Source organism: Celerinatantimonas marina (assembly GCF_046054165.1).
Lineage (GTDB): Bacteria > Pseudomonadota > Gammaproteobacteria > Enterobacterales > Celerinatantimonadaceae > Celerinatantimonas.
The window spans coordinates 1-12,093 of the sequence record NZ_JBFNXK010000002.1 but is presented as its reverse complement, the minus strand read 5'-3'; the positions used below and the strand labels follow the sequence as shown (position 1 = coordinate 12,093).

Genomic DNA, 12,093 nt, shown 5'->3' with positions numbered 1-12,093 from the left:
GCCGCATCCCCAAATATGCGACGGGCTCCGCTTTAGTTTAACGTTTCACCGGAACTAAAGCCTCATCGATAATCTGTTGGACGACCTGTTCATCTAAGAGTGTCGAGGTGTCACCTAGATCGGTGGCATCCCCTTCGGCAATTTTGCGTAAAATCCGTCGCATAATTTTACCGCTCCGGGTTTTGGGTAATCCCGGTACAATTTGGATCAGATCGGGCTTGGCAATCGCACCAATTCGCTTGGACACGCCGCGTTGGATACTTTGTTTCACCCCTTCCTCGCCTCCAGTTGAAGTTTGTGGACAGACAACAAAGGCATAAATACCTTGGCCTTTAATCGGGTGCGGATATCCGACGATCGCCGATTCATTCACCAGTGGATGTTCGTTGATTGCATTTTCAATTTCAGCCGTACCGAGACGATGTCCCGAGACATTGATCACATCGTCCACTCGCCCAAGGATCCGGTAATAGCCATCTTCATCCCGGCGAACACCATCCCCTGAAAAATAATAGCCGGCAAAAGGTGTGAAATATGTTTTTTTATAACGCTGGTGATCGCCCCAAATACTCCGGGCCATGCCCGGCCAAGGGTAGCGAATACATAAATTTCCAGTCACCGAATTGCCTGAGAGTTCGTTGCCTTCGGCATCGACGACGGCGGGCTGAATTCCTGGTACCGGCAGAGTTGCAAATGACGGTTTAGTGGGGGTAATTCCGGCCAGAGGGGCGATCATCATACCTCCAGTTTCTGTTTGCCACCAAGTATCGACAATGGGGCAACGGTTTTGCCCAACATGATCATGAACCCAGTGCCAGGCGTCTTCGTTGATGGGTTCTCCAACGGTGCCGATAACTTTTAGTGAGGATAAATCTTTATCCTCGAGGAACTCAGTTCCAGATGCCAATAGTGAACGGATAGCTGTTGGAGCCGTATAGAATTGATTAACCTGATATTTTTCGATAATTTCCCACATTCGGCCTGGATCGGGCCAGTTGGGAACCCCTTCAAACATGACGACTTTGGCAGCATTTAACAGTGGTCCATAGATGAGATAAGAGTGGCCAGTGATCCAGCCAATGTCAGCGGTACAAAAATAAACATCCCCATTGCAATATTGGAAAATATTTTTGAATGTATAAGCGCTATAGACCATATAGCCACCGCTTGAGTGGACAATGCCTTTGGGTTGGCCTGTAGAGCCTGAGGTATAAATGATAAACAATGGATCTTCACTATCCATCACTTCAGCAGTGCAATCTTTGCTTTTGCCGGTGATGAAATCATGCCATGAAATATCCCGTTCAGGATGACAGTCTATGGGTTGTTGGGTATGTTCAAAAATCACAACTGTTGTAACTTGATCAAGTCCCTGAAGTGCTTCATCCACAATTGATTTGAGCGGAATAGTTTTATGGCCCCGAAAACCACCATCGGCTGTTAGGACGATTCGAGAGCCTGAATTTTTAATCCGATCTTGTAGCGCATTGGCTGAGAATCCAGCAAAAACAACCGAGTGGATGGCACCGATTCGGGCACAAGCCAGTACGGCAATCGCTAATTCAGGGATCATCGGCATATAAATAGTGACCGTATCCCCTTTGCGGATCCCTTCGTCTTTTAAAGCATTTGCAAATTGGTTGACCTGCGCTAATAGTTGTCGATAGGTTAGTACTCGCTCAGGACGTTGTGGATCATTAGGCTCCCAATAGATAGCCGGTTGATCACCATGAGTATATAAATTTCGTTCAAATATATTTTCAGTAATATTGAGCTTCGCATCGACAAACCACTGAATTTTAGGGGTTGAAAAATCCCAGTCGGTGACTTGGGTCCAGTGATTGCGCCAAAAGAATTCTTCGGCTTGTTGGGCCCAGAATTGTTCCGGATTAGAGATACTTTTTTGGTACTCATGAAAGTATCCACCCAGCGTATTGATTTTGTTAATCATTATTATACTCATGTATTAGGGTGAGACTTTAAAGCTAGTTGGTGAAAAAATAACAGGCAAATAGTAGAAAGTATGAAATTTTACAAATAAACAAGAGTTAATTAATTGAAAAATATATGAAAAAATGAGTTTCAGAGGCAACAAAAGAGCTATATTAGTGGCCTGATACAACTAATTTTTTTATAAAATGTGATATGGTTCAGGAATTATTGACTAGTTTTAAAAGGGTTTGTTGTAATACTTGCAGGTAAAATTGAAAGAAAATTACAAAAATTGATTTGTAACAAGATAGTGGCATAATCGCTTTGTTACATTATTGATCGTCCAATTTTGATAGCGGACGCGCTTTTAAATGTAAAAAGACCGCTCGGATTGAATGGTTTGAATTGTGGAGAGGCAATGTCGCTGATATACTATTGTCCCGTCTTTTGGAATTCCTTAATTCACCGTTTTTATCCTTATTTTCAGGTTCGGCATGACTACTAAATATATATTTGTTACCGGGGGCGTTGTGTCCTCGCTTGGGAAAGGTATTGCTGCTGCATCGCTCGCAGCGATTCTCGAAGCCCGTGGTTTAAAAGTCACTATCATGAAATTGGATCCCTATATTAATGTGGATCCTGGAACAATGAGTCCGATCCAGCATGGGGAAGTGTTCGTTACCGAAGATGGGGCGGAAACCGATCTTGATTTAGGTCACTATGAGCGCTTTATCCGGACTAAAATGTCCCGCCGGAATAATTTCACGACCGGTCGTATTTATGCCGATGTGCTGCGTAAAGAGCGTCGTGGTGATTATCTGGGTGCAACCATTCAGGTCATTCCTCATATCACGAATGCCATCAAAGAGCGGGTGATTGCTGGTGGGGAAGGGGTCGATGTCGCATTGGTTGAAATCGGCGGTACTGTAGGTGATATCGAATCACAACCGTTTTTAGAAGCGATTCGGCAGTTAGCCACCGAACTGGGTCGTGAAAATACCATGTTTATGCATCTGACATTGGTTCCGTATCTGGCTGCATCCGGTGAAGTGAAAACCAAACCGACTCAGCATTCGGTCAAAGAACTGCGGTCTATTGGTATCCAACCGGATATTCTGATTTGTCGGAGTGAACATCCCGTCCCAGCTCATGAACGGAGTAAAATTGCGCTGTTTACCAATGTGGTTGAACGGGCGGTGATTACACTGCGGGATGTTGATAGTATCTATAAAATCCCAGCCTTGTTGAAATCTCAAGGGTTGGATCAGTTAGTGACTCAGCGCTTTAACCTAGATTGCCCTGAAGCTGATTTGAGTGAATGGGAACAGGTAATTTATGAAGAAGCCAATCCGACTAACGAAATTGTTATCGGGATGGTCGGTAAATATGTCGAATTGCCAGATGCTTATAAATCGGTTAATGAAGCACTGAAACATGGCGGTTTGAAAAATCGATTGAGTGTCAAAATTAAATATATTGATTCTCAAGATGTCGAAATTAAAGGAACGGATCTGCTTGCTGATTTAGATGCCATTCTCGTCCCTGGTGGGTTTGGTTCTCGTGGTATTGAAGGCAAAATTTTGGCAGCGCAGTATGCCCGTGAGAACAAAATTCCATACTTGGGGATTTGTTTGGGGATGCAGGTTGCATTGATTGAGTTCGCTCGGAATGTGGCAGGTTTAGAAAATGCACATTCGACTGAATTTGATCCACAGACACCGTATCCGGTTGTTGGATTGATTACTGAATGGACCAACGAAGAAGGTAAAGTTGAAGTCCGTGATGAAAAATCTGATTTAGGTGGAACGATGCGCCTTGGGGCTCAGTTATGTCATTTGACCAAGGGCAGCAAAGTTCGTGAATTGTATGGTAGTTCGACAATTTATGAACGTCATCGTCACCGTTATGAAGTGAATAATAATCTGTTGCCGCAGCTTGAAGCAGCCGGATTAAAAGTAACAGGTCTTTCGGCAGATAAAAAGCTGGTTGAAATTATTGAAAACCCAGATCATCCGTGGTTTATTGCGGCGCAATTCCATCCAGAATTTACGTCAACGCCTCGGGATGGTCATCCGTTGTTTGAGGGCTTTGTTGCAGCAGCGGGAAGTTACAATAAAATTCGTAACTCTTGATTGTAAAACAAATTCTAAACTCGTTATCTATAACTAGAGGAAAGTACAAAATGGCTAACATCGTAAAAGTCATTGGTCGTGAAATTATCGACTCACGTGGTAACCCAACAGTTGAAGCAGAAGTTCATTTGGAAGGTGGTTTTGTAGGTATGGCCGCTGCTCCATCTGGTGCATCAACTGGTTCTCGTGAAGCTTTAGAGCTGCGTGATGGCGACAAATCTCGTTTCATGGGCAAAGGTGTTCTTAAAGCTGTTGGCGCTGTAAATGGCCCAATCGCTGAAGCGCTGATCGGTAAAGATGCTGAAGATCAAGCTAACATCGATAAAATCATGATCGACTTAGACGGTACTGAAAACAAATCTAACTTCGGTGCTAACGCAATCCTAGCTGTTTCTCTTGCTAGTGCAAAAGCTGCTGCAGCTGCTAAAGGTATGCCTCTATACGAACATATCTCTGTTCTGAACGGCACTCATGGCAAATATTCTATGCCTCTGCCAATGATGAACATCCTTAACGGTGGTGAACACGCTGACAACAACGTTGATATCCAAGAATTCATGATTCAACCTGTTGGTGCTAAAACTTTGCGCGAAGCTCTGCGTATCGGTTCAGAAGTATTCCACAACTTGGCTAAAGTATTGAAAGGCCGTGGTCTGAACACTGCTGTAGGTGACGAAGGTGGTTTCGCTCCTAACTTGGCTTCTAACGCTGAAGCGTTGGCTGTAATCAAAGAAGCTGTTGCTGCTGCTGGCTATGTACTGGGTAAAGATATTACTCTGGCTATGGACTGTGCATCTTCAGAATTCTACAACAAAGAAACTGGTAAATATGAATTGAAAGGTGAAGGTAAAACTTTCACTTCTGAAGAATTCACTCATTACCTGGAAGAACTGACTAAAGAATATCCTATCGTTTCTATCGAAGATGGTCAGGATGAATCAGACTGGGATGGTTTCGCATATCAGACTAAAGTTCTGGGCGACAAAATCCAGTTGGTTGGTGATGACTTATATGTAACCAACACTAAAATCTTCAAAGAAGGGATTGAAAAAGGCATTGCTAACTCAATCCTGATTAAATTCAACCAGATCGGTTCACTGACTGAAACTCTGGCTGCCATTAAAATGGCGAAAGATGCAGGCTACACAGCGGTTATCTCTCACCGTTCAGGTGAAACTGAAGATTCAACTATTGCTGACTTGGCTGTCGGTACTGCTGCAGGCCAGATCAAAACTGGTTCTATGAGCCGTAGTGACCGTATCGCTAAATACAACCAGCTGATTCGTATCGAAGAAGCTCTGGGTGAAAAAGCTCCTTTCAATGGTTTGAAAGAAGTTCAAGGTCAGTAATGAGCGAACCGTTTCGACGGTTATTGCTGAATAGCTGATTGGAGCCCCGGATTGCATCACGCAAACCGGGGCTTTTTATTGGATAAGATTTAAGTTTAAATAGAGCGTTTTGAGCTTTGTTTTCTGTACGGGTTTCCCTAGTTGTAAATAAGGTTCATTTAAATTGATTTAATTGGCTATTAAAGATAAACAGCCCCAGATAGTGGAGTCTTAATAAGGAATATGGGATGATCACAGCTAATTCTGAGGAGGCTCCATGCGTTTGTTAACCTTGATTTTGATCGGCATGTTTACGTTGCTGCAATATGATCTGTGGTTGGGGAAAAACTCATTAACCGACTATTTTGAGGTCAAGCATCAGGTGACATCCCAACAGCAACAGAATCAACAGCTGGTTTTACGCAATCGAGTGCTAAAAGCAGAAATTGATGATTTGCGTCACGGGGATGCGGCCATTGAAGAACATGCGCGCATGGAATTAGGCATGATCCGTCAGGGAGAAACTTTTTATCGATTTATTCCTGCTAAAGACCATAATGACTAAAAAAAATTATTCTGTTGTAATTCCTGCGGCCGGAATAGGCCAAAGAATGGCCGCTGATTGTCCCAAGCAGTATCTGAAAATTTTAGGACAACCGATGTTGTCCTACAGTGTAAAGCCATTTTTGTCACTCGATTGTATTCACCAGATCGTCATCGCGCTAAGTGCAGATGATCATTGGTTTAAGACTCTTGAATTAGCCAATCATCCTAAAGTGAAAACGGTTATCGGAGGGGCGGATCGGGTTCATTCGGTGATGGCGGCTTTAGAAACGATAGCTCCCGATGATTGGGTTTTAGTTCATGATGCGGCTCGTCCTTGCTTAAGCCAGCGTGAATTAGTTGCTATTATTGAAGCTGCTGAACGAGATCAAGGGGCTATTCTGGCATGTCCGGTACGCGATACGATGAAGCGTAGTAATGCTCAGCGAGTGATTGAAACCACGATTAATCGAGATTATTTATGGCATGCGCAAACTCCGCAGAGTTTTGCTTGTCAAATCCTGCTGAATAATATTCGTGGTGCGCTTAAGGCGGGTGTTAATATGACCGATGAGGCTTCTGCCATGGAGTGGGCTGGGTATCCTGTTGAGTTAATCCCTGGCAGTCACGATAATATTAAGGTGACTCATCCGGAAGATCTGTCTTTAGCCGAATTTCTTATTAGCCGACAGCAGAGGTCTTAATGATTCGAATTGGTCATGGTTTCGATGTTCATTGTTTTGGTGGGGAAGGTCCGTTGACGATCGCTGGCGTTAAAGTTCCTTATACCTTTGGTTTTATCGCTCATTCCGATGGAGATGTGGCTTTGCATGCTCTATGTGATGCACTGCTTGGGGCTTTGGCTCTGGGTGACATCGGCCAACATTTTCCCGATACGGATCCCGCTTATGCTGGTGCTGATAGCCGGGAGTTGTTAAAACAAGTTTATCGCTTGGTTCGGGAGTGTGGTTTTATTCTGGGAAATTTGGATCTGACGATTATTGCGCAGACGCCTAAAATGGCCCCGCATATTGAAGCCATGCGTGAGCAAATTAGTCAATGTTTAGAATGTTCTATTGATCAAGTCAATATTAAGGCAACTACCACGGAATCACTCGGGTTTACTGGCCGCAAAGAAGGAATAGCCAGTCATTGTGTGGTATTGGTTGAGAGTGTATGACTGAATTAGCTTATTTATCCGCTACTCCAGTTGTAACTGCATTGTTTAAACAACAGGTTGAAGATTTTCAGGTCGTGGAAGTGCTTCCTTTTTCCCCTTCGGGAGAAGGGGAGCATTGGTTGCTGGAGATTGAAAAGCGTGGCGAAAATACTGTTTGGGTGGCGGAGCAGTTAGCCCGATTGTTTAAAGTTGCCGTGGGTGTTGTAAGTTATGCGGGGCTAAAAGATCGGCAAGGTATTACCCGACAGTGGTTTAGTGTTCAGCAGCCTAAAAATGATCCTATACCTGATTTCAAATCATTACCCAAGTCACTAGCTGTACTGCAGATCAGTCGCCACAATCGTAAGTTACGTCGGGGAGCTCTTTCGCATAATGAATTTAGCATTCGTCTTCGCCAAGTTAGTGATATAGCTGCTCTTGAACAGCGTTTACAGTGGCTTTCCCAACATGGAGTGCCCAATTATTTTGGACCGCAGCGCTTTGGTCATCACGGACAAAATCTTGAGCAAGCACGAGCGATGTTTGCTGGTAAACGGATCAAAAATAAAAGCAAGCGGAGTCTTTATTTGTCGGCCGCGCGTAGTTTTGTTTTTAATCAGTTAGTCAGTGCTCGAATTAATGCGGGATTGGCCGATACCCTCATGACCGGCGATTGTCTGATGCTGCAGGGGAAACATTCGTTTTTTGTTGCGGATCCGATTACAGATGAAATAACTAAGCGGTTAGCCGAGGGGGATGTACAAATATCAGCCCCGCTGGTGGGTGATGGTGATCTGACTTGTTCTAAAGAAGCGCTTAGTTTTGAGAAACAGCAGTTGGAACCTTATGCAGATTGGGTTGATGGATTGGCAAAAGCTCGGCTTTCTCAGGAGCGTCGCCCGCTATTAGTTAGGCCGATGCAGTTGCAATGGCAAACTGAATCAGAGAATAATATGTGGATGCATTTTAATTTACCGCCGGGATGCTATGCCACCAGCATACTTCGTGAGTTAGTGAATATCCCCTTTGAGGAGAGTAAATGAAAATACTTGTGAGTAATGATGATGGAGTGCACGCCCCGGGGATTCGGGCGTTAAGTGATGCTCTTGCGACCATTGCCGAAGTCACAACTATTGCACCGGATAGAAACTGTAGTGGTGCCAGTAATTCATTAACATTAGAGCAACCTTTACGAGTTCAGAAATTAGAAAACGATTACCTTTCGGTCAATGGTACCCCCACCGATTGTGTTCATTTAGCCATTAACGCGCTGCTCAAACAGCAACCTGAATTGGTGGTGAGTGGTATTAACCGTGGGGCTAATTTGGGGGATGACGTTGTCTATTCCGGAACCGTTGCTGCTGCAACCGAAGGACGGATGATGGGCATTCCAGCAATAGCACTCTCCCTTGTGGGAAGTCAACCAACGCACTATCAGACCGCTGCGGCTGTGGCCGTACATTTAGTCCGGCATGTGATGGAATATCCGTTAGAATCCGGTGTGATATTGAACGTGAATGTGCCCGATTGTCCCTACGAAGATATTCGAGGTATTCGAGTGACGCGTCTTGGCAATCGTCATCATGCGGAGCCTGTCATTGTGGATGAGGATCCGCGGGGTCAGGCCATTTATTGGATTGGTCCTCCTGGGGAACTGGCTGATGCTGGACCCGGAACTGATTTTTCGGCTATTGAGCAAGGTTATGTTTCGGTGACACCTTTAAGTGTTGATATGACGAATCAAACACAGTTACCTTTCGTCAGTGATTGGATTAAACCGTTGGAGATTTAATTGCTATGCAATTGGGGACAACCTCGCAGAGCCTTCATTTATGTCAACAACTGCGGGAACAAGGAATTCAGAACGAACAGGTGTTAATGGCCATCGCCAATATACCTCGCGAATCGTTCGTTGATGAAGCTTTGGCTCATCAGGCTTGGGATAATGCAGCACTGCCGATTGGTCAAGGGCAAACGTTATCACAGCCTTATATTGTGGCTCGGATGACAGAATTATTACTGCGACGACCAGTCCGAAAAGTGCTGGAAATCGGCACGGGATCCGGTTTTCAGACAGCAGTTTTGGCACAACTGATCGAAGAAGTTTATTCAGTGGAACGGATCAAGGTATTACAATTTCAGGCCAAACGACGACTAAAAAATTTAGATTTACATAATGTGTTTACCAAGCATGGCGATGGTTGGCAAGGATGGGCCGCCAAGGCTCCATTTGACGCGATTATTGTAACGGCAGCGGCTCAGACATTACCGGAGTTACTGATTGAACAATTGAGTGATCTCGGGCAATTGATCATCCCGTTAGGTGAACAAAATCAACATTTGTATTGTATTGAACGCCGGGGGCAGGAAGTTGTCCAGTCTAGTATAGAACCGGTTCGTTTTGTCCCATTAGTCAGCGGTGAACTTGCTTGAGAATATTCAGATCGTTATATGACTGGGCGCTGCGCTGGTCACAGCACAGAAATGCTCCGATTTATCTGGCCATTATGAGTTTTATTGAATCGATTTTTTGGCCGATTCCTGTGGATGTCATGCTGGCCCCGATGGCGTTAACTCGCCCGAAAAAAGCTTGGTTTTTTGCGTTGTTAGCTACGGTGTTCTCGGTGGCTGGGGCGGTCATCGGATATTATTTAGGGCGATATTTTTATGATGTGTTGCAGCCGATCATTCAGGCTGTTGGTTATGAGCATCGAATGCAAACTGTTGAAACCTGGTTTGCCGATTGGGGGATCTGGGTGATTTTTATTGCAGGATTTTCTCCGATTCCTTATAAAGTATTTACAATTAGTGCTGGATTATTACAGATGTTATTCTGGCCATTCATACTGGCTTCAATTGTTGGTCGGGGAATGCGTTTCTTTTTGGTCGCGGCTCTCATGCGTTGGGGGGGCAAACGGATGGAAGAGAAACTCCGGGATTATATTGATATTTTAGGATGGATAATTGTTGCAGCGGCAGTGATTGCATTTTTACTACTTCGATAAATGGACGAATTATTGGCGGATGCTGAGTATACGAGGATGCATAATAGTTATTGGTTTACTGCAGCTGTGTGCCTGTAGTTTTGGTCCTCGTCCAGTCCCCGTCGTTACCACTGCCGGAAGCTATAGTGAGCATAGCAAAGGAACATTACAAGATACTTTTTATAAGGTCCGTCGGGGGGATACGTTATATTCAATAGCCTGGCGTTCCGGATTGAGTATCCAGCAAGTTGCTGCCATAAATCATCTTCAAAAACCTTATACTATCTATCCTGGGCAACGAATTAGATTGCATTGGCCAGCATCTAAAACTGCGATCAAGACCCCACCTTCTTCGGTAAAAACAACAAAAAAGCGTGAGCCAGTCGAAATAAAAAACAGATCACGGCTTGTATCTAGAAAATCAAACGAATATGCTAAACGAGCCCTAGAGAAGAAAACACTGGAAAAAAACAGTCGTGGGGCGACCATTAGTCACTGGATGTGGCCGACGACTGGGCGTTTAATCAGCGGATTTTCCAGTAGAGTAACAGGCAACAAGGGTATAGATATTGCCGGTAAACGTAATCAAGCTATTCATTCGGCAGCCGCCGGGCGAGTGGTTTATGCAGGAAATGCACTGCGGGGTTACGGAAATTTGATTATTATAAAGCATAATGATGATTATTTGAGTGCTTATGCACACAATAGTCGGATTTTGGTGAAAGAACATCAAACAGTCAAAGCGGGACAGCATATTGCCGATATGGGTGAAACGGGCACCGTAAGTGTTCGGCTTCATTTTGAAATTCGGTACAAAGGTAAATCGGTTGATCCATTACGGTATCTACCGAAACATTAAACTTGTCTGCCCGGTTATGCTTGGCAGTCAGGCTTCAGGGAGGGTTACCTATGAGCCAAGCTAAAAGTACTGTTGATGTGACAATTGCTCAGTTTAGTGATTATGCATTTGCTGCAAAGGATTCTGCGGTTGATAACCACTTAGATGATACGGATCTGCATGATGAATTAATGGCGATGGATCAGGCTAAAAGTCTGGATGCCACGCAGATGTATCTGGGAGAAATTGGTTATTCTCCATTGTTGTCTGCTGAAGAGGAAGTCCTCTTTGCCCGTCGGGCACTACGCGGTGACGAAGCTTCTCGTCAGCGCATGATTGAAAGTAATCTACGGTTAGTTGTCAAAATTGCCCGCCGCTATAATAATCGGGGTCTTGCCCTACTTGACTTGATTGAAGAAGGGAATCTTGGATTAATCCGAGCTGTTGAAAAATTTGATCCGGAACGGGGATTTCGTTTTTCAACTTATGCGACTTGGTGGATCCGACAGACCATTGAACGTGCGATTATGAATCAAACTCGCACAATCCGCTTACCTATTCATATCGTTAAAGAACTCAATGTTTATCTGCGTACGGCACGGGAGTTGGCTCAGGAGCTGGATCATGAACCGACGGCTGAAGAAATCGCGGCTCGTTTGGATAAACCGGTTGATGATGTCAGTAAAATGTTGCGTTTAAATGAGCGCATTGGTTCGATTGATACCCCATTGGGTGGGGATAACGATAAGGCGTTACTGGATATTATTGCCGATGAAAAAGAATTCGGACCAGAAGATTCAACTCAGGATGATGATATAAAATCGAGCATTGTCCGGTGGTTGGAAGAACTCAATGGCAAACAGCGTGAAGTGTTAGCTCGCCGTTTTGGATTATTAGGTTATGAAGCTTCTACCTTGGAAGATGTGGGACATGAAATTGGTCTAACCCGGGAACGAGTTCGGCAAATTCAGGTTGAAGCATTGCGTCGGTTACGTGACATGTTAGGAGCACAAGGGCTTTCTATCGAATCATTGTTTAAAGTATAAATACGTACCATGTATCTGTCGGTTTAACCGAATGTCTAAAAAACCAGCTTTTAAGCCTGTCTCTTGATCACAAGTCCTGTTCAAGAGACAAAGCGAGTTCATAGCCTTCAAGGATGGCTTGTAGTTTGAGC

General features: G+C 44.3%; 12 protein-coding genes. 11 read left to right on the top strand and 1 reads right to left on the bottom strand.

What is annotated here, in order from left to right; translation table 11 throughout:
• Window positions 1-37 precede the first annotated feature (37 nt).
• Window positions 38-1,951: an acetate--CoA ligase gene (gene acs / locus ABUE20_RS02450; RefSeq protein ID WP_408618241.1), complete on the bottom strand. Its 1,914-nt coding sequence runs from the start codon at window positions 1,949-1,951 to the stop codon at window positions 38-40.
• Window positions 1,952-2,426: 475 nt separating this feature from the next.
• On the opposite strand from acs, the gene pyrG reads away from it, so the two are divergent.
• The 11 genes from pyrG to rpoS all read left to right on the top strand — a co-directional run bounded on the left by pyrG (window position 2,427) and on the right by rpoS (window position 11,962).
• A complete protein-coding gene (gene pyrG / locus ABUE20_RS02445) occupies window positions 2,427-4,064 on the top strand; it encodes a CTP synthase (protein ID WP_408618240.1) in 1,638 nt (545 codons plus the stop codon).
• A 50-nt stretch (window positions 4,065-4,114) separates the two neighbouring features.
• A complete protein-coding gene (eno, locus tag ABUE20_RS02440; RefSeq protein ID WP_408618239.1) occupies window positions 4,115-5,413 on the top strand; it encodes a phosphopyruvate hydratase in 1,299 nt (432 codons plus the stop codon).
• Window positions 5,414-5,669: 256 nt separating this feature from the next.
• Window positions 5,670-5,957 (top strand): cell division protein FtsB, encoded by a 288-nt coding sequence (ftsB, locus tag ABUE20_RS02435; protein WP_408618238.1) that lies wholly within the window; start codon window positions 5,670-5,672, stop codon window positions 5,955-5,957.
• Complete coding sequence (ispD, locus tag ABUE20_RS02430; protein WP_408618237.1) at window positions 5,950-6,639, top strand: 2-C-methyl-D-erythritol 4-phosphate cytidylyltransferase; 690 nt, start codon at window positions 5,950-5,952, stop codon at window positions 6,637-6,639. The genes ftsB and ispD overlap by 8 nt, the downstream gene beginning before the upstream one ends.
• On the top strand, window positions 6,639-7,115 hold the full coding sequence (gene ispF, locus ABUE20_RS02425) for a 2-C-methyl-D-erythritol 2,4-cyclodiphosphate synthase (protein ID WP_408618236.1): 477 nt from the start codon (window positions 6,639-6,641) through the stop codon (window positions 7,113-7,115). Before ispD ends, ispF begins: the two co-directional genes overlap by 1 nt.
• Window positions 7,112-8,137: a tRNA pseudouridine(13) synthase TruD gene (gene truD, locus ABUE20_RS02420; protein ID WP_408618235.1), complete on the top strand. Its 1,026-nt coding sequence runs from the start codon at window positions 7,112-7,114 to the stop codon at window positions 8,135-8,137. The genes ispF and truD overlap by 4 nt, the downstream gene beginning before the upstream one ends.
• Entirely contained in the window at window positions 8,134-8,886 is a 753-nt protein-coding gene (gene surE / locus ABUE20_RS02415; RefSeq protein ID WP_408618234.1) for a 5'/3'-nucleotidase SurE, read from the top strand. Before truD ends, surE begins: the two co-directional genes overlap by 4 nt.
• A gap of 5 nt (window positions 8,887-8,891) precedes the next feature.
• Window positions 8,892-9,527 (top strand): protein-L-isoaspartate(D-aspartate) O-methyltransferase, encoded by a 636-nt coding sequence (locus ABUE20_RS02410; protein WP_408618233.1) that lies wholly within the window; start codon window positions 8,892-8,894, stop codon window positions 9,525-9,527.
• A complete protein-coding gene (locus ABUE20_RS02405; RefSeq protein ID WP_408618232.1) occupies window positions 9,524-10,099 on the top strand; it encodes a YqaA family protein in 576 nt (191 codons plus the stop codon). The genes ABUE20_RS02410 and ABUE20_RS02405 overlap by 4 nt, the downstream gene beginning before the upstream one ends.
• Window positions 10,100-10,310: 211 nt before the next feature.
• Window positions 10,311-10,937, top strand: a complete 627-nt coding sequence (locus ABUE20_RS02400; RefSeq protein ID WP_408618231.1) for a peptidoglycan DD-metalloendopeptidase family protein — start codon at window positions 10,311-10,313, stop codon at window positions 10,935-10,937.
• A gap of 50 nt (window positions 10,938-10,987) precedes the next feature.
• On the top strand, window positions 10,988-11,962 hold the full coding sequence (gene rpoS / locus ABUE20_RS02395; protein WP_408618230.1) for an RNA polymerase sigma factor RpoS: 975 nt from the start codon (window positions 10,988-10,990) through the stop codon (window positions 11,960-11,962).
• Window positions 11,963-12,093: the final 131 nt, after the last annotated feature.

What these genes read in the sequence shown, in the direction of transcription:
- ABUE20_RS02410 (WP_408618233.1), top strand. Translation starts at nt 8,892, where the DNA reads ATGCAATTGGGGACAACCTCGCAGAGCCTTCATTTATGTCAACAACTG.
- truD (WP_408618235.1), top strand. Translation starts at nt 7,112, where the DNA reads ATGACTGAATTAGCTTATTTATCCGCTACTCCAGTTGTAACTGCATTG.
- rpoS (WP_408618230.1), top strand. Translation starts at nt 10,988, where the DNA reads ATGAGCCAAGCTAAAAGTACTGTTGATGTGACAATTGCTCAGTTTAGT.
- surE (WP_408618234.1), top strand. Translation starts at nt 8,134, where the DNA reads ATGAAAATACTTGTGAGTAATGATGATGGAGTGCACGCCCCGGGGATT.
- eno (WP_408618239.1), top strand. Translation starts at nt 4,115, where the DNA reads ATGGCTAACATCGTAAAAGTCATTGGTCGTGAAATTATCGACTCACGT.
- pyrG (WP_408618240.1), top strand. Translation starts at nt 2,427, where the DNA reads ATGACTACTAAATATATATTTGTTACCGGGGGCGTTGTGTCCTCGCTT.
- ftsB (WP_408618238.1), top strand. Translation starts at nt 5,670, where the DNA reads ATGCGTTTGTTAACCTTGATTTTGATCGGCATGTTTACGTTGCTGCAA.
- acs (WP_408618241.1), bottom strand. Translation starts at nt 1,951, where the DNA reads ATGATTAACAAAATCAATACGCTGGGTGGATACTTTCATGAGTACCAA.
- ispD (WP_408618237.1), top strand. Translation starts at nt 5,950, where the DNA reads ATGACTAAAAAAAATTATTCTGTTGTAATTCCTGCGGCCGGAATAGGC.
- ispF (WP_408618236.1), top strand. Translation starts at nt 6,639, where the DNA reads ATGATTCGAATTGGTCATGGTTTCGATGTTCATTGTTTTGGTGGGGAA.